This is a genomic window from Streptomyces sp. NPDC094147, from assembly GCF_044764265.1.
Classification (GTDB): Bacteria; Actinomycetota; Actinomycetes; order Streptomycetales; family Streptomycetaceae; genus Streptomyces.
This window is the reverse complement of the sequence record NZ_JBIWHT010000037.1, coordinates 1-21,497: the sequence shown is the minus strand read 5'-3', so window position 1 is coordinate 21,497 and position 21,497 is coordinate 1. Positions and strand designations below refer to the sequence as shown.

Here is a 21,497-nt window from a genome sequence, read left to right as displayed (position 1 = left end):
GCCTTTCCAGACCATGAGCGTTGTCACCAACACGACCACCATTGGCGCGATCGAAGCACCGAGCCGCCGCAACACCGAGCTGGCCCTGCTTGTCTTCGCCGTGGCCATCCCGGTGTTCGCGTACGCCAATGTGGGGCTTGCCATGACCGGCAAGCTGCCCTCCGGCATGCTCGGATACGGTCTGGGCCTCGGTCTGATGGCGGGTGTCGCGCACCTGGCTGTGCGCAGGTTCGCCAAGTACGCCGACCCGCTGCTGCTGCCGCTGGCGACACTGCTCAACGGTCTGGGTCTGGTGCTGATCTGGCGGCTCGACCAGTCGCCCCGGCTGATCGCGCAGGCCAAGCGCGCCTACGGGGCGTTCAGCCCGTCCGCCCCGCACCAGCTCATCTTCTCGGCGCTGGGCGTGGCCCTGTTCATCGGGGTGCTCCTGCTCGTCAAGGATCACCGGATCCTGCAGCGCTACACCTACATCTCCATGGCCGTGGCGATGCTGCTGCTGATCACGCCGATGTTCTTCCCGGCGAAGTTCGGCGCCCGCATCTGGATCACCATCCCCGGGCTCGGTTCGATCCAGCCCGGCGAGTTCGTGAAGATCATCCTGGCGGTGTTCTTCGCCGGCTACCTCATGGTGAAGCGGGACGCGCTGGCGCTGGCCAGCCGCCGTCTCATGGGGATCTACCTGCCGCGCGGACGTGACCTGGGTCCGATCCTGGTGGTCTGGGCGATGTCCATCCTGATCCTGATCTTCGAGACCGACCTCGGCACCTCGCTGCTGTTCTTCGGCCTCTTCGTGATCATGCTGTACGTGGCGACCGAGCGGACCAGCTGGATCGTGTTCGGGCTGCTGATGTCGGCGGTCGGCGCGGTCGGCGTCGCCTCCTTCGAGTCCCACGTCAAGGCGCGCGTCACCGCCTGGATCGACCCCTTCGCCTGCTACAAGACCAGCGGCGCCTGCGAACAGATCGGTAACGCGATCATGTCGTTCGGCTCCGGCGGCACCCTCGGCACCGGCCTCGGCCAGGGCAACTCCGACCTCATCGGCTTCGCCGCCAACGCCGACTTCATCCTCTCCACGGTCGGTGAGGAACTCGGTCTGGCCGGCATGATGGCGCTGCTGCTGATCTACGGGCTGATCGTGGAGCGGGGCGTGCGCACCGCGCTCGCCTCCCGCGACCCGTTCGGCAAGCTGCTCGCGATCGGCCTCTCCGGTGCCTTCGCGCTCCAGGTCTTCGTTGTGGCCGGCGGTGTCATGGGGCTGATCCCGCTGACCGGTATGACCATGCCCTTCATGGCGGCCGGCGGTTCGTCCGTCATCGCCAACTGGGCGCTGATCGGGATTCTGATCCGGATCAGCGACACCGCGCGCCGTCCTGCCCCGGCCCCCGCCCCGTCCCCCGACGCCGAGATGACCCAGGTGGTCCGCCCGTGAACAAGCCCCTGCGCCGGATCGCGATCTTCTGCGGGCTGCTGGTCCTCGCGCTGATGATCCGCGACAACTGGCTCCAGTACGTACGAGCAGACGAACTGAACGCCCACAAGTACAACCAGCGGGTCCAGATCGAGCGCTTCGCCCGTGAGCGCGGCAACATCATCACCGCCGACGGCCAGATCATCACGGGCTCGGTCGCCACCCAGGACACGTACTACAAGTTCAAGCGGTCCTGGAAGGACGGCCCGATGTGGTCGCCCGTCACGGGCTACGCCTCCCAGGTCTTCGACGCCTCCCAGCTGGAGAAGCTTGAGGACGGCATTCTGTCCGGCACCGACAACCGGCTCTTCTTCGACCGCACGCTGTCGATGTTCACCGGCGAGAAGAAGAAGGGCGGCAACGTCGTCACGACGCTCAACAGCGCCGCCCAGGAAGCCGCCTTCAAGGGGCTCGGCGACAAGAAGGGCGCGGTCGCCGCGATCGACCCGCGCACCGGCGCCATCCTGGCGCTCGCCTCGACGCCGTCGTACGACCCGGCTGCCTTCGCCGGGCGCAGCAGCAGCGACTCTGCGGCGTACAAGAAGCTGCTGGACGACAAGAACGCGCCCATGCTGAACCGGGCGCTGCGCCAGACCTACCCGCCCGGCTCCACCTTCAAGGTGGTGACGGCTGCGGCGGCCCTGGAGAACGGCCTGTACTCCGGCATCGACGACGCGACCAGGTCGCCGCTGCCGTTCAAGCTGCCGCAGACCACTCAGAACCTGAACAACGAGGGCAACATCCCCTGCGAGAACGCCACGCTCAAGGTGGCCCTCCAGTACTCCTGCAACACGGTCTTCGGCAAGATCAGCGACGATCTCGGCAACGACAAGATGAAGGCCGAGGCCGAGAAGTTCGGCTTCAACAAGGAGATCTTCAACCCGATCCGCACGGACGCGAGCGTCTACCCGAAGGACAACCGCCCGCAGAACGCGATGGCGGGCATCGGCCAGGCCTCCAACCGTGCGACCCCGCTCCAGATGGCCATGGTCGCCGCCGCCGTCGCCAACGACGGCAAGCTGATGAAGCCCTACATGGTCGACCAGCTCCAGGCGCCGAACCTGGACGTGCTCAGCAAGACCCAGCCGGAGCAGATGAGCCAGCCGCTGACGGCCGCCAACGCCCAGAAGATCCAGAAGATGATGGAGTTCGTGGTCACGGACGGCACCGGCACCAGCGCCAAGATGGACGGCGTGACCGTCGGCGGCAAGACCGGTACCGCCCAGCACGGCGTCGACAACAAGGACAATCCGTACGCCTGGTTCATCTCCTACGCCAAGTCCGGCGACGGCTCCCCGGTCGCGGTCGCCGTGGTGATCGAGGGCTCCGACACGACCCGCGACGACATCGCGGGCGGCAAGCTCGCCGCCCCCATCGCCAAGAGCGTGATGAAGGCGGTGCTCGACAGCAAGAAGTGATCCGGGCTGTTTCACGTGAAACGTCATCCCGTTTCACGTGAAACATCACACGTGCCCTGTACCGGTCCGGTATCAGGTGGCGGTCGCGGGCTGATCGGCTTGCACTGCCCGGTAGCGTATGCGCGAACAGCACACCGCCGGACCACCCATGGGTACGGTCGGGACAGACGGAGAGGGCTGGATTAGCTATGGAAGAGCCGCGTCGCCTCGGCGGCCGGTACGAGCTGGGCCAGGTGCTCGGCCGTGGTGGCATGGCGGAGGTCTACCTCGCGCACGACACCCGGCTCGGCCGCACCGTCGCCGTGAAGACGCTGCGGGCCGACCTCGCCCGCGACCCGTCCTTCCAGGCCCGGTTCCGCCGTGAGGCCCAGTCGGCCGCCTCGCTCAACCACCCGGCGATCGTCGCTGTCTACGACACCGGCGAGGACTACGTCGACAACGTCTCCATCCCGTACATCGTGATGGAGTACGTCGACGGTTCGACCCTGCGTGAGCTGCTGCACTCCGGGCGCAAGCTGCTGCCCGAACGCACCCTGGAAATGACCATCGGCATCCTCCAGGCCCTTGAGTACTCGCACCGCAACGGGATCGTCCACCGCGACATCAAGCCGGCGAACGTCATGCTGACGCGCACCGGCCAGGTCAAGGTCATGGACTTCGGCATCGCCCGCGCCATGGGCGACTCCGGCATGACGATGACGCAGACCGCCGCCGTGATCGGCACCGCCCAGTACCTCTCCCCGGAGCAGGCCAAGGGCGAGCAGGTCGACGCGCGGAGCGACCTGTACTCCACGGGCTGCCTGCTGTACGAGCTGCTCACGGTCCGGCCCCCCTTCGTCGGGGACTCGCCGGTCGCCGTGGCCTACCAGCACGTGCGCGAGGAGCCGCAGCCTCCCTCGAACTTCGACGCCGAGATCACGCCCGAGATGGACGCCATCGTCCTCAAGGCGCTGGTCAAGGACCCCGAGTACCGCTACCAGTCGGCGGACGAGATGCGCGCCGACATCGAGGCCTACCTCGACGGCCAGCCGGTCGCCGCGACCGCCACCCTCGGCGCGGTCGGCTACGGCGGCAACGGGTACGACGGCTACAACAGCGGCTACGGCAACGACCAGCCGACCACCGCGCTGCGGCAGGCCGACCCGGCGGGCCAGACCTCGATGCTGCCCCCGGTCAATCCGGACGACGGCGGCTACGGCTACGACGACCGCCCCGACCGGCGCCGCCAGAAGAAGTCCCACACCTCGACGGTCCTGCTGATCCTGGCGGGCGTCCTGGTGCTGGTCGGCGCGATCCTCATCGGCAAGTCCGTCTTCAGCGGCGCCGCCGACAGCAGCACGGTGAGCGTGCCCCAGCTCGTCGGCAGCAGCCAGGGGGACGCGGAGAAACTGGCGACCAACGCCGGGGTCAAGATGTCCGTGACCAAGAACGAGCCGTGCCCGGACCAGCCCAAGGGCAACATCTGCAGCCAGAACCCGGCGAACGGCAACATGAAGAAGGGCGAGACCGTCTCGGTCACCGTCTCCACGGGCGCGCCCAAGATCGAGGTCCCGGACGTCACGCAGAAGGACAAGGACAGCGCGACGCAGCTGCTGCAGAGCAAGGGCTTCAACGTGAAGACCGCGGAGGTCGAGTCCGGCGCCACGCCGGGCACGGTCGTCAGCCAGGACCCGCAGGGCGGCGCGCAGGCGGAGAAGAACTCGACGATCACCCTCCAGATCGCCAAGAAGCAGACGACGAAGCTGCCCGATGTCACCGGCGCGGACTACAACACCGCGACGCAGCAGCTCAGCGCGCTCGGCTTCACGAACGTCTCCCGCCAGGACGTGGACTCCGAGAAGCCGGTCAACCAGGTCGTCTCGATGACCCCGACCGGCAACACCAACCAGACCAAGGACGTCCAGATCGTCCTGAAGGTCTCCAAGGGCCCGCAGACGCCGCCCCAGACGCAGGGGCAGGTGCCGCAGGGTCTGGTCGGGCAGACGGTGAAGAAGGCCACGCAGATGCTGAACGACGCGGGCTTCAGCAACATCCAGTTCGCGCAGGGCAGTTCGAACGACGAGAAGGCGCGCGTCGCGATGGTCACGCCCGGTTCGGGCACCACGGTCGACCCGAACCAGCCGATCACGCTGACCACGCTCGGCGGGACCAACAACGGGGGACCGAACTTCTTCGGCGGCCCCTCCGGCGGACCGCTGAGCTAGCCCGCCACCCGCTCAAGCACGGAGCCCCGGCACCCCTCACAGGGTGCCGGGGCTCCGTCGCGTACGGGCGCGGGCGCGAGGGCTAGAGCAGTTCCGCCGGCTTGGTGCGCTTGGCGTCGACCTTCTCGGTGCGGACCAGCTCGCCCCAGACGATGTAGCGGTACTTCGAGGTGTAGACCGGGGTGCAGGTCGTCAGGGTGATGTACTGGCCGGGCTTCTTGACGCCCGCCTCCTTGGGGACCGGCTGCAGCACGTCGACGTCGTACTTCGACGTCTCGGTCAGCTCCGCGAACACCTTGTAGACGTACCAGACGTCCTTGGTCTCGAAGACGACCGCGTCGCCGTCCTTCAGCTTGTCGATGTTGTGGAACTTGGCGCCGTGGCCGTCGCGGTGCGCGGCCAGCGTGAAGTTGCCGGTCTTGGCCACGCCGGGCAGCGTCGCCTTGACGGGGTCGGTGTAGTAGCCGGCCACACCGCCGTTGAGGACGTCGGTGTCGGTGCCCTTCTTGACGAGCACCTCGCCGTTCTTCATCGCCGGTACGTGCAGGAAGCCGATGCCGCCCTTGGTGTCCAGCGCGCCGGGCCCGGTGCCTGCCGCCCAGTCGCGGCGCACGGTGTCGCCCTGCGCGGACGCCTCGCGGTCGGCCATGACGTTCGTCCACCACAGGGAGTAGACGACGAACAGGCCGAGCACCAGGCCCGCGGTGATGAGGAGTTCGCCGAAGACGCTGATGACGACGGCGACAGCGCCGCGCCTGCGCCGGACCGGTGACGGTCCGGGCGTGCCGGTCCGCTCGTCGTGGTCGGTTCCTGTCGCCACCGCACCCGCCCCTGCTGTCCGTTCGGTCATCCCACGAGCGCGTCGGGCTTGCCCTTGCTGCGCGGTCGGTCGTCAACCATCTTGCCCCACACGATCAATCGGTAGGTACTCGTGAATTCCGGCGTGCAGGTCGTCAGCGTCAGATAGCGGCCGGGCTTGGTGAATCCGGATCCGGCGGGGACCGGCCTCAGCACCGAGACGTTCGACGGCGGGGTCTGCGGCAGCGTGCTGGTGATCTCGTAGGTGTAGTACGCGTCCTGCGTCTCGACCACGACCTTGTCGCCCGGCTTCAGCCGGTTGATGTAGCGGAAGGGCTCGCCGTGGGTGTTTCGATGGGCGGCGACCGCGAAGTTGCCGGTCGTGTCCGACGGCATCGCCGTCTTGAGGCCGTCCTCGTCGTAGTGGCCGATCATGCCCTTGTCGAGGACCTTCGCCTTGCTGGTGCCCTGGGCGATCGGGGCCACGATGTCCAGCTTGGGGATGTGCATGAGGGCGAAGCCCTGGCCGGGCGCGAAGGCCCCCGGTTTGCGGCCGTCCGCCCAGTCCTGCGCGATCTTCTTGGCGGCGCTGCCGGCCTCCTGGTGCGCGCGGACGTTCGTCCACCACAGCTGGTACGTCACGAACAGCAGCATCACCACGCCCAGCGTGATGAACGCTTCGCCGATGACCCGGCTGGCGATCACGGCCGCGCTGTCCTTGCGCGCCTTCGCCGCCCGGCGCGCCTCGGCCCGGGTGCGGGGCCGCTCGGCCGGCACCGGCGCCGGGACCGCGCGTCCTCTGCCCTTGGCGGCCCTGCGCCGCTCGGCCCGCCCTCCGGTGACCGGCGGGGCCGTCGCGGCCTCGTCCACGGCCCGCAGCGCGACCGTCTCGTTGTCGACGCTCTCATTGCCGACGGGGACGGCGACGGATATCGGCGCCGATATGGGGATCCCTGGGGCGGCGGCGGGGAACGGTCCGGCCGTCTGCTCCGGCGCGGGATACCAGTCCTGCCGGGGTCCCGCCGGGCCCGGGTCGTACCACTGCTGAGGCTCCGTCAGCGGATCGTGCGGCGGGTTCCGCGGGGGCTCCGATACGGGCTCCTGTACGGGGGCTGAGGCGCCGGGCGCCAGGTTGTCGGCCCGGAACCAGGGGGAGCCGTGTCCGCCCGGTGGCAGCGGGTCCGTCAGCGGGTCGTACTCGTGCTCCGGGCGCACCGAAGTCACGCCGCGGCCTTGCCCACCACCGGCGCGAGCCCCGCCGACCGCTCGACGGCGCCCGCGTCCCCGCAGCGCACCAGCCAGTTGGCCAGCATCCGGTGGCCGTGCTCGGTCAGCACCGACTCGGGGTGGAACTGGACGCCCTCGACCGGCAGTTCACGGTGGCGCAGCCCCATGATGATGCCGTCCTCGGTGCGGGCGGTGACTTCGAGCTCGTCCGGCAGCGTCGCCGGCTCGGCGGCCAGCGAGTGGTAGCGGGTCGCCGTGAAAGGAGAGGGGAGCCCCTCGAAAACGCCGGTGCCCTGGTGCAGCACCGGCGACGTCTTGCCGTGCAGCAGTTCGGGGGCCCGGCCCACCACACCGCCGTACGCGACCATCATCGACTGCATGCCGAGACAGACGCCGAAGACGGGGACGCCGGTTGCGGCGCAGTGGCGCACCATGTCGATGCAGACGCCCGCCTGTTCGGGGGCGCCGGGTCCGGGGGAGAGCAGAACGCCGTCGAAGCCGTCCTGGGCGTGCCCGAGGGACACCTCGTCGTTGCGCACGACCTCGCACTCGGCGCCGAGCTGGTACAGGTACTGGACCAGGTTGAAGACGAAGCTGTCGTAGTTGTCGACCACGAGAATGCGCGCGCTCACCGGCCTGTGGCTCCCATCCCCTGGTTCACCGTCACGTCGTTGAACGGAAGCAGCGGCTCCGCCCACGGGAAGACGTACTGGAAGAGCACGTAGACGATCACGAGCACCATCGCGAGCGAGATGAACGCCCGCAGCCATGCGTTGCCCGGCAGATGCCGCCAGATCCAGCCGTACATGCTGTCCCCGCTGTCCCTTCCGACGATCGTTACCGCACCAGACTAAGGGCCCCGGTGACGGTGTGGGGTCACCCGTCCAAAGCTGTGGGTTTGCCCTGGGCCACAGCCAGAGTGGCGTCGAGGTGTCCCCAGGCGATCAGGCGGTGGCTGCTGCCCCATTCCGGGTCGCAGGTGGTGAGGGTCAGATAGCGGCCCGGTGAGCGGAAGGGGGACTTGGCGGGGACGGGGTCGATGACCGCGACGTCGCTGGGCACGGTCCGGTAGGGCACGTTGTCGATGCGGTAGGTGTACCAGGTGGTGTCGTCGCGCAGGACGACCGCGTCGCCGGGCCGCAGTTCGGGGAAGTCCTTGAACGGGTCGCCGTAGGTGCGCCGGTGGCCGGCCACCGAGAAGTTGCCCTGCTGCCCGAGCCGCGCCGTGTTGGCGTAGTGGCCGAGGCCCTTCTGGAGGTCCTTGACGGCGGTGCCTTCGAGGACGGGCCTGTGCCAGTCCTTGCCGAGCCGGGGGATGTACATGACGGCGAAGGACCGGCCTTCGGCGTACGCGGCGGGCGCGGGCGGTGGGGCGGCCTGCCGCGGCGCTGCCGGGCGGGGCGGCGGGCTCTGCTGCGCCCACTGCCGCTGGAGGCCGGAGATCTGGTCGCTCGCGGCGCTGTCGGCCTTCACGCCGGTCCAGTAGAGGACGTACACGACGAACAGGACGATCAACGTGCCGACGGTGATGCACAGTTCGCTGAAGGACCTCACGAGGATCCGCACGGACATCGGCGGTGGCCCCCTCCCGCGCCGCTACTGCACCGGTTTCGCGTAGTGGAGATCCACTGTGCCCGAGTAGCCCGGAAGAGTCATCGTCTTGCGCTCGTCGATTTTCCAGCCGAGCCCGTAGGCCGTCACGTACAGCTGGTAGTTCTGGATCGCCTTGGAGGCGGTGAGCGCCGCGCGCAGCTTCCCGGTGTCCCCGACCGCCGTGATCTTGTACGGGGGCGAGTAGACGCGGCCCTGGAGGAGCAGGGTGTTGCCGACGCAGCGGACGGCGCTGGTCGAGATCAGCCGCTGGTCCATGACCTGGATGCCCTGGGCACCGCCCTGCCACAGCGCGTTGACCACGGCTTGCAGGTCCTGCTGGTGGATGACCAGGTCGTTGGCCTGGGGGGCGGGGTAGCCGGGAGCGGCGATGGCGTTCGGCGGGGCGTCGTCGAGCGTGACGGTGAGGGCCCGGCCGGAGACCGGGGCGGTGCCCGAGGCGTCCTTGAGGCCGTTGAGGAGCTGGTCCTGGGCCTTGGTGGAGCCGTCGTCGCGCTGGGCGAGCGCGTCCACGTCGCTGCGTACGGCCGCGGTGGAGTCGCCGAGCTCCTGGTTCTTGCGGTCTCGCTGCTTGATCAGGTCCGACAGCTTCAGGAGCGAGGCGTCGGTGCGGATGTTGGTGCCTTTGGCGGTGTTGAAACTGGTGACGAAGATGAGGCCGGCGAGCGCGAAGACCGCGGCGGAGAGCAGCCGGACGGGCCGCCCGCGCAGGCGGCGCCGGGGCTGTTGGGGGACCCCGTCGGGGGAGTCGGCAGAATTGCTCAACGTACCCTTATCTCCTTCGGCGCCACGGAAGCACTACGCTAACGGACGCTTGGGGGAGGCTTCCCCCGCAGTTCCGTCCCCCGGCGCCGCCACAGTTCCCTGCGCGGTCACGCAGCGCATCGACAGGAGAGTTCCTCGTGCCGAAGTCACGTATCCGCAAGAAGGCCGATTTCACGCCGCCGCCCGCGAAGCAGGCGACCTCCATCAAGCTGGGCAACCGCGGCTGGGTGGCCCCGGTGATGCTGGCGTTCTTCCTCATCGGTCTCGCCTGGATCGTCCTCTTCTATGTGACCGAGGGCGATCTGCCGCTCAAGGCGCTCGGCAACTGGAACATCGTCGTCGGGTTCGGCTTCATCGCGGGTGGGTTCGGCGTCTCCACGCAGTGGAAGTAACGACTCTCCCTTGGGGTTCCCGACCGGGGGCGGCGGGGCGGATTCTCCGCCCCGGCGCAAGCTCTGCCCCCAGTTATCCACAGCGCTATCCACCGGGAGTGGATAACTCAGACGATCTGTGGATAACTTCCGGGAAGTTGACGCCGGTGTGACTGGTTCCACCGCCCTCCACAGCCCTTGTGCCCCTTGCCCCGCCTGGAAACAACCAGGTCAGAGGCGAGGGGCACAGGCGTTCTCCACCCAGTGCACAAGTTCGGGCACTTGTTGTGGACAACTCTGGGGAAAGCTCGTACCCGCTGTGGTCAGGTGAGCGCAGCGGTACGCATCACGACGAGGACGACCGACACGGCGAGCACCAGCGCACAGCTGCCCCACTGCACCAGGGCGCGCCGGTTCGCCGGGGCGTGGACCATGCCGATGCCGACCAGGACGCCCGCGGCCAGACCGCCCACGTGCGCCTGCCAGGCGATGCCCATCCACGGGTTGAACGTGAGGATCAGGTTGACCACGAGCAGCCCGATGACCGGCCGCATGTCGTACCTCATCCGCCGCATCAGCACCGCCATGGCGCCGAACAGGCCGAAGATCGCGCCGGACGCGCCGAGCGAGGGCTCCAGGGGGCTGGCGATCAGATACGTCAGCGCACCGCCGGCCAGACCCGAGACGAAGTACAGCGCGAGATAGCGGGCCCGGCCGAGCGCGGCCTCCAGGGGGCCGCCGAGCCACCACAGGCTGAGCATGTTGAACAGGATGTGCACGACGCCGCCGTGCAGGAACATCGAGGTCACCAGCCGGTACCACTGGCCCTCGGCGACGCCCTGCGCGCCGTCGAAGCCCGGCACGCCGGCCCGGCCCAGCAGGAAGAGCGCATCGGTGAACCGGTCCCCGACCACTTCCTGCACCAGGAACATCACGGCGTTGAGACCAATGAGGATCTTGGTGAGCAGCTGCGGGTCGCCCGCCGCGAGGATCCCGCCCGCCAGCGTCCGCGGCCGGTTCGCCGTCGGGGGGTGGCCGGTGCCGGAGCCGGTGCGGACGCACTCGGGGCACTGGAAGCCGACGGAGGCGCTGATCATGCACTCGGGGCAGATCGGGCGCTCGCAGCGGGTGCAGCTGATGCCGGTCGCCACGCCCGGGTGGCGGTAGCAGCTGGGCAGGCTGGACTGCCGCGCCTGCTCCTGGTCCTGGTTCATCGGGCTCCCTCGTCCTCGTGCAGCAGCTCCGCCCCGCTCGTCATACGGACGAGCGGGGCGGAAAGGTTCCCTGCGGAGCCGGAGATCAGCCTTCGCGGCTCTCCACGACGACGGACTCGATGATCACGTCGTTGACCGGGCGGTCGGTGCGCGGGTTGGTCCTGGTGCCGGCGATGGCGTCCACGACCTTCTTGCCGGCGTCGCTCGTGACCTCGCCGAAGATGGTGTGCTTGCGGGTCAGCCACGCGGTGGGCGACACGGTGATGAAGAACTGCGAGCCGTTGGTACCCGGGCCCGCGTTCGCCATGGCCAGCAGGTACGGCTTGTCGAAGCCGAGCTCCGGGTGGAACTCGTCGGCGAACTCGTAGCCGGGGCCGCCGGTGCCGTTGCCCAGCGGGTCGCCGCCCTGGATCATGAAGCCCGAGATCACCCGGTGGAAGACGGTGCCGTCGTACAGCGGGTCCGTGGTCTTCTGGCCGGTCTGGGGGTTCGTCCACTCGCGCTCGCCCTTGGCGAGCTCCACGAAGTTCCGGACCGTCTTGGGGGCATGGTTCGGCAGGAGCCGAATCTCGATGTCGCCCTGATTGGTCTTCAGGGTGGCGTAAAGCTGCTCGGCCACGATCTGCCTTCCTTAAAGGTCTGCTCTGACGTCCCACGATCCTCGCACGGACCGGACCGGCCGGAGGAAGCGCCCGGTTACCCATGGATACCCGCCGAACCGCCCCGTACCGCCCGAGGCCGTGGCATCGTCGTCCGCGAGCTCCCTCCAGGACCGCGCCCGCGGTTGCTTCCGACACGCGACGCCCACCCGGATGCCATGACGCACATGCCGGGTACCCGCAGGACAGGCATGATTTCGAGATGGGTGGAAAGGCGACATACCGAACCGCCACCAAGGAGGAGGATCACGTGACCCGCATGGAGAGCGTGCGCGCCGCAACCGGAACGGCGAAGGAGAGCGTGCTGCACGCCGCGGAAGTGGTGGCGCCCTACGCCGACTCGGCCAGGCAGCAGGCCGCGCAGTACGCGCAGCACTATGCGCAGGAGGCGCGCGTACACGTCGCGCCGAAGATGTCGAAGGCCGCGCTCCAGGCGCGCCGGCAGGCCCGTCAGCAGTACGACGCCCATGTCGCGCCGCGCGTGCCGCCGAGGGTGGACGAGGTGGCGCACCAGGCGGCCGCGCGCTCGCGCCGGGCCGCCCGGCAGGCCGCCGAGTACGCCGGGCCGCGCGTGGAGCAGGCGGTCGCCGCCGCCCAGCCCCTGCGCGATGAGGCCCTGGCCCGCTCCACGGCCGCTCTCGCGGCGCTGCGCGGCCAGGTCTCGCCCAAGGAGATCCAGAGGCTCGTGCGCAAGCACCAGCGGAAGGCCAGGGCCGCCCGCTGCGCCAAGGGGCTCCTGGTCGTCGGCATCCTGGCGGGCGGCGCGTTCGCCGCGTGGCGGTGGTGGGACAAGCAGGCCAACCCGGACTGGCTGGTCGAGCCGCCGGAGCCGACCGAGGTCGCCGACCGTCCGCCGCTCACCTCGGTGGACGGCAGCGGCCCCGAGGAGGAACTCGACCCCGACGTGCAGGCCAAGCAGGCCGAGACGGAGGCCTCGGACCGCGACGACCGGCGCTGAGCCGCAGCAGACCGGGCGCCCGGCGACCTCAACAGGCCGCCGGGCGCCCGCTGTTGTCAAGAGTGGGCAGTGATCCCGTACGGGTGAGCCATGGGGTGTGCGTATGGCATGCTCACGCCTGGATTGATCCAGGCCGCCCACACAGGAGTCGCCGCCATGACCCTCGTTTCCACCCGTGCCATCGTCGACGGGGCACGCGCCGCGGGCACCGGCGCGCTCGCCTTCAACGTCATCCATCTGGAGACCGCCGAGGCACTGGTCGAAGCCGCTGAGATCACGGGGATCCCGGTGATCCTGCAGATCAGCAAGAACTGCATCGACTACCACGGGAGCATGCTGCCCCTCACCCGCGCGACGCTGGAGATCGCCGCGGCATCCCGGGCCGAACTCTCCGTACATCTCGACCACTTGGCGGATCCGGCCGCGATCCGCGAAGGCGTCGAAGCCGGGGTGCGGTCGGTGATGGTGGACCACTCCGCGCTCCCGTACGAGGAGAACGTGGCAGCGACCGCGGAGCTCACGGCCTGGTGCCATGAGCGCGAGGTGTACGTGGAGGCCGAACTCGGCAAGGTCGGCGGCAAGGACGGGGTGCACGCACCGGGAGTGCGCACGGATCCGGCGGAGGCGCTCGCGTTCATCGCCGACACCGATGTCGACGCGCTCGCCATCGCAGTCGGGTCCTCGCACCGCATGCGGGAGCGGACCGCCGTGCTGGACCACGAGCTGATCACCAGGCTCAGCGCGAAGCTGCCGGTGCCCCTGGTGCTGCACGGGTCGTCGGGGGTGTCCGACGAAGAGCTGATGCGGGCCGTCGCCGCCGGCATGACGAAGATCAATATCTCCTCACACCTCACCCGGGCCTTCACCCGTGCGCTCCGGGCCACGCTGGAGGCCGACCCCGCGCTCAGCGACTCCCGCGTGTGCTTCCGTTCCGGGCGCGAGGCCGTGACGGAAGAGGCCGCGCGCCTTCTGAACCTGCTGGGCTCCCTTGGGTGACCCGCGCCTGAGGCCCGCGTGGGCCGGGGCGCCGGACGCGCCCCAGCCCCCACTTCACTCGCCGGCTACGGCCTCGGCCGCGACCGGCGGGTTCGACCGGGACCAGAGCCGTTCGACCAACGCGCACAGGAAGCCCGCGACGGTGACGATCACCGCCAGTACGATCCAGCCGGGCTTGCCCCAGTTGACGCACATCGTGATGACGACGAGCGGCGCCACGGCCTCCGCGAAGCCGTGCCCGAGGCCCATCACGCCCTGGTACTGGCCCTGCGCCTCCGGCTTGGCCAGCGCGAACGACAGCTCGAACGTGCCGGCCGCCTGCCACACCTCGGCCAGCGAGTGCACGACGACGCCGATGAGCAGCAGCGTGATCGCGATCCACGCGGCGGGACCGGCCGCCACCGCGATCAGGATCCACGAGAGCAGGAACAGCGGGCCCGAGGCCGCGAGCAGCCGCGCCGCCGAACGCGGCCCGTTGATGGACCGTGTCGCCGGGACCTGGGTGGCGGCGACGATGGCCGCCTCCAGGAACAGCACGATCGCGGCCATCCAGCGCGGCGCCGACGTGCGCAGGACGATCCACACGGGAAGAGCCTGGATGAGCACGAAGTACTGCAGGCTCGCGACCGACGAGGCCGCGGTCAGCCCCAGGTAGGGCAGGTCGCGCAGGGCCAGCCAGCGGGGCCGGCTCTTCGCGTCCCCCTCCTCCTCGCTCTCGTCCTCCTTGGCCGTACGGGTCGGAGCAAGACGCGGGAGCCGGGTGAGAATGCCGGCGGCGATCAGGAAGGTGACCGTGTCGATGAGGATCATGGTCACGTACGCCGCGCGGGTGTCGATGGCCAGGACGACCGCGGCGCCGATGGTGCCCACCGCGAGCCCGACGTTCGTCACCGCACGCAGATAGGTCCGCAGCTGCGGGCCCTTGCCCTCCTCGGCCAGCACACCGATCATCGCGCCGCGCGCGCTGACCGTTCCGGCCCGGCCGATGGCGGCGACCGCGGCGATGATCAGCAGCGGCCACAGGCTGTGGACCAGCAGCAGGCTGACGCTCGCCACCGCCTCGAGCAGCATGGAGGCGATGACGACCTCTCGCGAGCCGCGACGGTCGGCCAGGTCCCCGATCACCACTCCGGCGCCGAAGCCGGCCAGCGACCCGACGGTGAGGCCCACACCGGTGACGGTCGGGCTGAGCCCGGCGGACCGGATGAGGAAGATCGTTCCCGCGGAGAGGAACATGCCCATGCCGATGGTGTTGACAATGGTCGACAGCGCCAGCAACCGCTGGCGGGGCTCCTGGGGCCCGCGCACCGCGGTACGGAGCTTGGTCAACGGGTTCGTCATGCTCACGAGGCCACCCCGGCAAGGGTCGCGGCACGCTCGGCCGCACCGGCCGGGGCCGGGAGGCTCACGCCGATGGCTGGTACGGGCCAAAAAAGCGGCTCGCCTATTCGTGGGGCGCGCCACGCGAACCCTCGCCGGGTGCTCACTCGATATTCTCCTTAATTGCAGTGTGCCCAGAAGTGATTTGTTCGCGGTGCGGCTCCGCGAATCAGCCCGGCTTTCGAGGCCTCCGCACAACCGGGCACCACATCGCTTTCCGGCGGTGTTTCAGGAGGCGGAGAGGAAGGCGTCCTCAAGCCGGACGATATGCGCCTGCGACCAGCGAGCGACCCGCCGGGCGCAGTCCCCGTCCAATTCCCCGGGGCGCGTTCCGTCCAGGACCATCGAGCGGTATTCGTCGACGGTGATTCCGCATCCCGGCGTGCTTTCCATGCGGCGCAGCAGCCACTTCTTGCGGCGACACAGCTGCCCGGCCAGGACCAGGGCGGCGTCGGCGACGAAGCCCGCCGCGAGACCGGCCGACACGCGGGCCGTCATGTCGTCACCGGAGTCGAGCTGGCCCGCGACGTCGGTGAGGCAGTTCTCCGCGTCGGCCTTCAGCGAACGGGCGAGCGCCCGCCGGTAGGAGGAGCTGTCGAGCAGGTCCCGCATCTCCTGGAAGAACTCGTCGCCCTTGAGCGGGACGCCGATGGAGAGCCGGTAGATGAAGTCCTGGAGGAAGTCGCCGGTGGTGCAGAACTCGGCCTCGTTACCGAGGTAGGGCGTCAGCGCCCTGGCGAGCGTGTCGGTCGGCCACACCTTCAGATCGATGCGCGCGTTGTCGTAGACGCCCATCCAGTTGTGCCAGCTGACCCCGCTCGGGTCGGAGCCCGGCCAGGTCTCCATGGTCTCGTCGATGGGAAGGTCGAGGTCCTTGTCGGAGAACGCGTAGATGTCGACATCGCTGAACGTGTTTCCCCACCCGGCGGCCGTCGAGCCCGTCATACAGACGGCTTTTGCCTCGGCCAGGCCGGGGAAATGCTTGAGGATCGCCGAGAACGAAAGATTCGGCGGGTCGAGAACCGGCGGCTGGGCGGCGATGACCTCAATAGTGGGGTTAAACATCAGAATCCTCCCGGGATGGCAGAGATGGTCATGTCGGGCATAGCTTCCGGAGCCGGACGCTATCTTCTCGGACTAAATTGATGCTGCGGATTCGAAGCGCATCATGCTAAGCTCCGTGCCCATGGTCATATCGAATTCGATGGGTATGTCGAAGCAATCACCGGTGCTCGTTCCGTGGAGTTCAGCACCGGGGAATAACACAGCGCTCGTATGTATTCCGTGGGCCGGTGCCGGGGCGACTCCGTTCAGCGCGTGGGGGTCGGTGATCGGCGACGCGGCGTCCGTGTACGGCGCCCGGCTCGCCGGCCGCGAGAGCCGGCAGACGCAGCCGCCGGCGACGTCCCTTGCCGAGGTCGTCACCGAACTGGCCGGTGAGCTGGCAGCGCTTCAGGCGCCGCGCGTCGCGCTGTTCGGCCAGTGCTCCGGAGCGCTCCTGGCCTACGAGGTGGCCAAGGAACTGCACCGGTCGGGCGAGGGCCCCGAGGTCGTCCACCTGCTCGTCGGATCGCAGCTCCCGCCGCGTGCCCTCGCGGACAGCCGCATCGACTCCGGACAGGACCTCACCCGCTACGTGCCCGAAGGTCTGCGGGAAGAGCCCGAACTGCTCGCCGTGCTGCTTCCGATCCTCGCCGCGGACATGAAGCTGGTCGCCGACTACGCGTACGCGCCGGGCGCCCCGCTGGACGTCCCGCTGACGGTGTTCTACGGAGCCCGCGACGAGGAGCTCAGCCGCGCCGACGTCGACGGATGGCGCCAGGAGACCACGGGCGCCGCCGACTTCCGCGAGATCGCCGATGCCGACCACCTCTTCGGCGGCGGCGCCTGGCTGGAGCTCGCCCGGGAGATCCGTACCGCCCTGGCGTAGCCGCCCACCTCGCCCGGTCCGCCTACTCATCGGCGAGGAAAGCCGCGAGCTGGGCGACCGTCGGGTGGGCGAAGACGTCGACGAACTGGATGCGCGGCCAACGCCGGCGCAGTACCCGCACCACTTCGAGCACCATGGCCGAGGTCGCGCCCAGATCGAAGAAGCCCATCTCCGGGTCGACGAAGTCCAGGCCGAGGACCTGGGCCCACACCGCCCCGACGACCTCGCCCGGGTCCCCGTCGAGGTCGGGTCCGGTCCCTGCGGAGCTGGTCGGCTCACTCATCCATGGCCTCCCGCAGCGTCGTACCGACCAGGCGCAGGTGGTCGAGGTCGCCGGGATCGAGAACGGTGACGATCACGCCGTCGGCTCCGGCCGCGCGGTACTCCGCGACCTGGCGCCGCACCTCCTCGCGCGTACCGCACAGGGCGAAGCCCCGCACCGCGCTCGGCGCCAGACCCAGCAGCGTGCCGAGGCGTTCCAGCGCTTCCTGCAGTTCCTCTTCGGATTCGGTGATGATCGCGTGGCCCAGCCACGTCTTGGTGATCTCGGCGCTGTCGCGGCCCACGGCCGCACACGCCTTCTCCAGCACCTTGATCTTGTGGCGCACGGTGGCCGGTCCGCCGAAGAAATTGCAGGCGTCCCCGTACCGGGCCACCATCGGGATCAGCACCTTCTCGCCGCCGCCGCCGATGAGGATCGGCGGTCCTTCGGGGCTCAACGGGCCCGGCACGTTGAGGGGTTCGTCCACCCGGTGGTACGTGCCGGAGAAACGCGGCGCCTGTTCGGTGAACATCGCCCGGCAGATCTGGACCGCTTCGGCGAGCCCCGCCAGGCGCTCCCGGGTGGACTGGAACTCCAGCCCGTAGGCGCGGCACTCCTCTTCGTGCCAGCCCGCGCCGATGCCGAGGATCGCGCGGCCGCCGCTGATGACGTCAATGGTGGTCACCATCTTCGCCAGCACTGCGGGGTTGCGGAATCCGTTGCAGGAGACGAGCACTCCCAGACGTGCAGTCGACGTGACGGCGGCCAGCGCCGCGAGCGTCGTGTACGCCTCCAGGATCGGTTCGTCCCGCTCGCCGACGGAGGCGATCTGGTGGACGTGGTCCATGGTCCACAGGCTGTCGAAGCCGGCGGCCTCGGCGGTGTGCGCGATCTCGACAACGCGCTCGAAGAGCTGGTTGTCCATGGTTCCGGGGAAGGAGTAGCCGGCGAGCTGCAGGCCGACCCGGGTTATCGCCGGGCGAGTCATCCGGCGACCGCCGCCGGTGCGAGCGGCACGGAGTCGGCGGGGGTGGCACGTTCGACCAGACCGAGCTCCAGCAGGCGGCCGCACAGGGCCTGGACCTGCTGCTCGACCTCCGCGACCGGCAGCCCCGTACGCTCGGCGGCGCCTTCGACGACCTGGGCGACGTCGCGCCGCCCGTCGATCAGCAGCCACACGACGCGGCCGTCGCTGTCGAGTACGTAGCGGCCGATGAGGGTCTCAAGGAGTACGCCCCCCTCGGGGCGCTCGCTGAGGTCCACCACCTGGTCGGTCACGCGGGCGGTCACGTCCAGTCGGCGGACTAGGACGTCGTTGTTGTTGATGGTGCTCATGAGGTTGCCTCCGTAGCCAGGGCCTGTTCGATGAAGGTTGCTGTGGCGGTGATGGTGGGCGCGATGAACGGCAGGTCGAGCGGAAGATCGAGGCCGAGCCCCTCGTTCAGGCGGGCGCCGATCTCCACCGCGTGCAACGAGTCGCCACCGAGGCCGTCCATGAACTGCGCGTCCCGGTCGATGTGTTCGACACCGAGGACTTCGCGCCAGACCTGCTCGACGTAGTCGATGATGCTGACTCCGTCGGCGCGGGTCGAGGTCTGCGGGGTGTCGCCGCCCGGGGCCGACTGCGGCTCGGGACGCTCCAGCCAGAACCGGCGGCGCGTGAACGGGTAGGTCGGCAGGGGGACCCGGCCGCGCGGCTCGTCGCCGTAGTACGTGGCCCAGTCGACCGGGACGCCCGCCCGCCAGGCCGCGGCCACCACGTCGGCCAGGTCGAAGGACGGGCCGAGGAGTATCTGGCCGACGCCGTCACGGACGGACCCGGCGTCGGTGTCGGGGGTGCAGGCGTCGAGGGCCGCCGCGAGCGTCGCGGGATCGGCGCCGCCGGCCAGCCACTGTGCGGCGGGACGGGCCCACTTCGGTGCGTCCACCCGGGAGAAGGTCAGGCCGAGCCGGGTCAGGATCCGGGCGATGCCGAGCGCGGCGAGCGCGCCGGCCTGTTCCGGGGCGAGACCGCCGAGATCTGCGCGTCCGGCCAGATCGGCGAGTGCGCCGCGCAGCAACGGCTCGGTGGCGAGCAGCCGTTCACCCATCGCGGCCAGTTCGGCGGGCGTGCCGTGGAGCACCAGCGACCACCGTGCGGTGGGCCGGCCGGACTCGTCTGAGGCACGCAACTGGCCGAGGGCATCGCCTCGTTCGGTGACGACGGCCGCCCAGCGCCGGGCGAACCTGCCCCGCCCGACTCCGAGCGTGTACGCGATGTCGGCCAGCGCGTCGGCGTCGGGCGAGGGCATCGCCTCCAGCCGGTCGGCGAGCCGCTCCCGCATCCGGGCCAGCTCCTCGTCGCTGCGCGCGGACAGGGCGAGGATGTGCCGCGAGCGCACGGCGGGTGCACCCGGCTCGGCGGACGCGGACTCGATCACCACATGCGCGTTGGACCCGCCGAGACCGAACGAACTGACCCCGGCGATCCGGGGGCCCTCGGCCTCCCATGGCAGGGTCTTGGGGGTAATGACGAAGGGGGTCGAATCGAGATCGATGGCGGGGTTCGGTGAGCGGAAGTGCAGGGTCCCAGGCACGGTGGCCCGCTCGACGGCAAGCGTCGCCTTGATCAGCCCCGCTACGCCCGCGGCCGCGTCGGTGTGGCCGATGTTGGGCTTGACCGCACCGAGCGTGAGGGTCCGGGCCGGTCGGCCGGTGGTCCCGAAGACGCGTCTCAGCGCCTCGAACTCGACCGGGTCACCGATCGCTGTCCCGGTGCCGTGGGCCTCGACATAGCCGACCTCGTCGGGGGCGACGCCCGCGCGGGTGAGCGCGGCTCGGATCACGGACTCCTGCCCGTCGATGTTCGGCACGGTGAATCCGGCGCGCGATCCGCCGTCGTTGTTGACCGCCCAGCCGCGGATCACGGCCCGGCGGCGGTCACGGTCGGCCTGCGCGTCGGCGTCGCGCCTCAGCACGACGATTCCGGCGCCGGAACCGGGAATGGTCCCCGAGGCCTCGGCGTCGAAGGCGCAGCAACGCCCGTCCGCCGACAGGATCCCGCCCTCGGCGTGGGTGTAGCCCTCGACGTCGGGCATCAGCAGGCTCACGCCACCGGCCAGGGCGATGTCGCAGTCACCGGCGGCCAGTGCCGAGCAGGCGAGCGCGACGGCGCTGAGCGCCGTGGCGCAGCCGGTCTGCACTGTGATGGCCGGCCCGGTGAGGCCGAGTTTGAACGCGAGCCGCGGGGCAAGGAAGTCCTTTTCGTTCCCCAGCGTGATGCGGACGTCGCCGGTGCGTCCCGCGCGAGCCTCCGTCGGGGCCACGTACTCGCGGAAGTAGTGGTTCTCGCCGCAGCCGACGAACACGCCGACGACGGGGGCGCGTTCGCCGGCGTAGCCCGCGTCCTCCAGCGCCTCGGCCGCCACCTCGAGGAGCACGCGCTGCTGCGGGTCCATGATGACGGCCTCGGTCGGCGCGACGCGGAAGCGGTCGGCATCGAACCACTCGATGTCGCTGACCTTCGCGACCGCACGCACGAACCCGTCACGGTCGCCGCCCTCTGACGCGGCACCCCCGTCGCCCGGCTCGTTCCCGGCGAGCCGGCTGGTCGACTCGACGCCCTCCACGAGGTTCGTCCAGTACTGCTCGACATCGCCGGCTCCCGCGAAACGCGCCGCCATGCCGATCACCGCTATAGGAGGTGCGGAAAGTGGCTTTTGCTGCATCTGAGACGGCTCCTGAAGAATCAGCGTGACCTCGCGGCGACTTGGGTCGGAAGCCGCACTCGGCGTGGCACATGTGAAGACATCGGCGGGTGAAATTACCAGAGAGTTGACGTCTGGATCAATCATTTTCGGTCACTTCATATTCGCAAATCCATCTCGGCGTCAACAGTATTTGGGCAGGTCAGAGGCCTCGCCAGCCTGACGTCAGCCAGGGCGAGTCGACCGGCCGTCGGCGTGCGCACGAGGGTCGGCAGGCGGTACGGGACGACGTCCCAAGCGAATGCGCTATTTCTACAAATGCTCCAATTCCTAAAGGAGACAATCCTTGGGATATGCGGGGATAAATCGGTCAGTTGACAGAAGTCGCGTGTTGGAATGAGCCGCGCTGGAGTTCGTGGCTGAGTTCTTCGAGTTCGCTGCCGCCCGCCATCTGACGGGTGAGTTCGTCCAGGGTGATGGCGGAGCGCAGATGGCTGCCGGTCATCGTGCCGCGCTTGAGGAGCACGAACCGGTCCCCGACGAGGTAGGC

Annotated in this window: 21 protein-coding genes and 1 pseudogene; 7 read left to right on the top strand and 15 right to left on the bottom strand. The window is 69.4% G+C overall.

From position 1 onward, the window contains the following. Positions 1-13: 13 nt before the first annotated feature. The 3 genes from ACIQ8J_RS31900 to pknB all read left to right on the top strand — a co-directional run bounded on the left by ACIQ8J_RS31900 (position 14) and on the right by pknB (position 5,090). Positions 14-1,429, top strand: a complete 1,416-nt coding sequence (locus tag ACIQ8J_RS31900; protein ID WP_403276306.1) for an FtsW/RodA/SpoVE family cell cycle protein — start codon at positions 14-16, stop codon at positions 1,427-1,429. Next, positions 1,426-2,886: a penicillin-binding transpeptidase domain-containing protein gene (locus ACIQ8J_RS31895; protein WP_403276304.1), complete on the top strand. Its 1,461-nt coding sequence runs from the start codon at positions 1,426-1,428 to the stop codon at positions 2,884-2,886. The genes ACIQ8J_RS31900 and ACIQ8J_RS31895 overlap by 4 nt, the downstream gene beginning before the upstream one ends. Positions 2,887-3,074: 188 nt before the next feature. Further along, entirely contained in the window at positions 3,075-5,090 is a 2,016-nt protein-coding gene (gene pknB / locus ACIQ8J_RS31890; RefSeq protein WP_403276302.1) for a Stk1 family PASTA domain-containing Ser/Thr kinase, read from the top strand. A gap of 82 nt (positions 5,091-5,172) precedes the next feature. Here pknB and ACIQ8J_RS31885 read toward each other — a convergent pair whose 3' ends face one another. The 6 genes from ACIQ8J_RS31885 to ACIQ8J_RS31860 form a co-directional block, all read right to left on the bottom strand. After that, on the bottom strand, positions 5,173-5,910 hold the full coding sequence (locus tag ACIQ8J_RS31885) for a class E sortase (RefSeq protein WP_403276301.1): 738 nt from the start codon (positions 5,908-5,910) through the stop codon (positions 5,173-5,175). Between the two features lie 26 nt (positions 5,911-5,936). Then, on the bottom strand, positions 5,937-7,112 hold the full coding sequence (locus ACIQ8J_RS31880; protein ID WP_403276299.1) for a class E sortase: 1,176 nt from the start codon (positions 7,110-7,112) through the stop codon (positions 5,937-5,939). Continuing rightward, a complete protein-coding gene (locus ACIQ8J_RS31875) occupies positions 7,109-7,747 on the bottom strand; it encodes an aminodeoxychorismate/anthranilate synthase component II (protein WP_403276297.1) in 639 nt (212 codons plus the stop codon). The genes ACIQ8J_RS31880 and ACIQ8J_RS31875 overlap by 4 nt, the downstream gene beginning before the upstream one ends. Beyond that, complete coding sequence (locus ACIQ8J_RS31870) at positions 7,744-7,923, bottom strand: hypothetical protein (protein WP_403276296.1); 180 nt, start codon at positions 7,921-7,923, stop codon at positions 7,744-7,746. The genes ACIQ8J_RS31875 and ACIQ8J_RS31870 overlap by 4 nt, the downstream gene beginning before the upstream one ends. A gap of 68 nt (positions 7,924-7,991) precedes the next feature. After that, positions 7,992-8,687 (bottom strand): class E sortase, encoded by a 696-nt coding sequence (locus tag ACIQ8J_RS31865; RefSeq protein WP_403276294.1) that lies wholly within the window; start codon positions 8,685-8,687, stop codon positions 7,992-7,994. Between the two features lie 24 nt (positions 8,688-8,711). Continuing rightward, the gene (locus ACIQ8J_RS31860) at positions 8,712-9,491 is read right to left on the bottom strand and encodes a DUF881 domain-containing protein (protein WP_403276293.1); all 780 of its coding nucleotides are present in this window, start codon (positions 9,489-9,491) and stop codon (positions 8,712-8,714) included. Between the two features lie 137 nt (positions 9,492-9,628). On the opposite strand from ACIQ8J_RS31860, the gene crgA reads away from it, so the two are divergent. Further along, positions 9,629-9,883, top strand: coding sequence for a cell division protein CrgA (gene crgA / locus ACIQ8J_RS31855; protein ID WP_403276292.1), 255 nt, complete (start codon positions 9,629-9,631; stop codon positions 9,881-9,883). Between the two features lie 302 nt (positions 9,884-10,185). Here crgA and ACIQ8J_RS31850 read toward each other — a convergent pair whose 3' ends face one another. Beyond that, positions 10,186-11,076, bottom strand: coding sequence for a rhomboid family intramembrane serine protease (locus ACIQ8J_RS31850; protein WP_403276291.1), 891 nt, complete (start codon positions 11,074-11,076; stop codon positions 10,186-10,188). An 85-nt stretch (positions 11,077-11,161) separates the two neighbouring features. After that, positions 11,162-11,695, bottom strand: a complete 534-nt coding sequence (locus ACIQ8J_RS31845; RefSeq protein WP_403276290.1) for a peptidylprolyl isomerase — start codon at positions 11,693-11,695, stop codon at positions 11,162-11,164. A 290-nt stretch (positions 11,696-11,985) separates the two neighbouring features. Between ACIQ8J_RS31845 and ACIQ8J_RS31840 the strand changes: the two genes are divergently transcribed. Then, positions 11,986-12,693: a DUF5324 family protein gene (locus ACIQ8J_RS31840; protein WP_403276289.1), complete on the top strand. Its 708-nt coding sequence runs from the start codon at positions 11,986-11,988 to the stop codon at positions 12,691-12,693. Positions 12,694-12,849: 156 nt separating this feature from the next. Next, positions 12,850-13,689, top strand: coding sequence for a class II fructose-bisphosphate aldolase (locus tag ACIQ8J_RS31835; RefSeq protein ID WP_403276288.1), 840 nt, complete (start codon positions 12,850-12,852; stop codon positions 13,687-13,689). 54 nt (positions 13,690-13,743) lie between these two features. Here ACIQ8J_RS31835 and ACIQ8J_RS31830 read toward each other — a convergent pair whose 3' ends face one another. Beyond that, positions 13,744-15,030: an MFS transporter gene (locus ACIQ8J_RS31830; protein ID WP_403276287.1), complete on the bottom strand. Its 1,287-nt coding sequence runs from the start codon at positions 15,028-15,030 to the stop codon at positions 13,744-13,746. A 267-nt stretch (positions 15,031-15,297) separates the two neighbouring features. Continuing rightward, entirely contained in the window at positions 15,298-16,134 is an 837-nt protein-coding gene (locus tag ACIQ8J_RS31825) for a hypothetical protein (RefSeq protein WP_403276286.1), read from the bottom strand. 103 nt (positions 16,135-16,237) lie between these two features. Between ACIQ8J_RS31825 and ACIQ8J_RS31820 the strand changes: the two genes are divergently transcribed. After that, on the top strand, positions 16,238-16,999 hold the full coding sequence (locus tag ACIQ8J_RS31820) for a thioesterase II family protein (RefSeq protein WP_403276285.1): 762 nt from the start codon (positions 16,238-16,240) through the stop codon (positions 16,997-16,999). A 22-nt stretch (positions 17,000-17,021) separates the two neighbouring features. Here ACIQ8J_RS31820 and ACIQ8J_RS31815 read toward each other — a convergent pair whose 3' ends face one another. The 5 genes and pseudogenes from ACIQ8J_RS31815 to ACIQ8J_RS31795 form a co-directional block, all read right to left on the bottom strand. Then, positions 17,022-17,282 carry an acyl carrier protein gene (locus ACIQ8J_RS31815; RefSeq protein WP_403276284.1) on the bottom strand — a complete coding sequence of 87 codons (261 nt, stop codon included), beginning with the start codon at positions 17,280-17,282 and terminating at the stop codon, positions 17,022-17,024. After that, complete coding sequence (locus ACIQ8J_RS31810) at positions 17,275-18,249, bottom strand: TIGR03560 family F420-dependent LLM class oxidoreductase (RefSeq protein ID WP_403276283.1); 975 nt, start codon at positions 18,247-18,249, stop codon at positions 17,275-17,277. The genes ACIQ8J_RS31815 and ACIQ8J_RS31810 overlap by 8 nt, the downstream gene beginning before the upstream one ends. Then, positions 18,246-18,596, bottom strand: coding sequence for a PqqD family protein (locus tag ACIQ8J_RS31805; RefSeq protein WP_403276282.1), 351 nt, complete (start codon positions 18,594-18,596; stop codon positions 18,246-18,248). The genes ACIQ8J_RS31810 and ACIQ8J_RS31805 overlap by 4 nt, the downstream gene beginning before the upstream one ends. After that, on the bottom strand, positions 18,593-20,968 hold the full coding sequence (locus ACIQ8J_RS31800) for a beta-ketoacyl synthase N-terminal-like domain-containing protein (protein WP_403276281.1): 2,376 nt from the start codon (positions 20,966-20,968) through the stop codon (positions 18,593-18,595). Before ACIQ8J_RS31800 ends, ACIQ8J_RS31805 begins: the two co-directional genes overlap by 4 nt. Before the next feature lie 349 nt (positions 20,969-21,317). Further along, a pseudogene (locus ACIQ8J_RS31795) lies at positions 21,318-21,497 on the bottom strand (sugar ABC transporter ATP-binding protein); the annotation flags it as partial.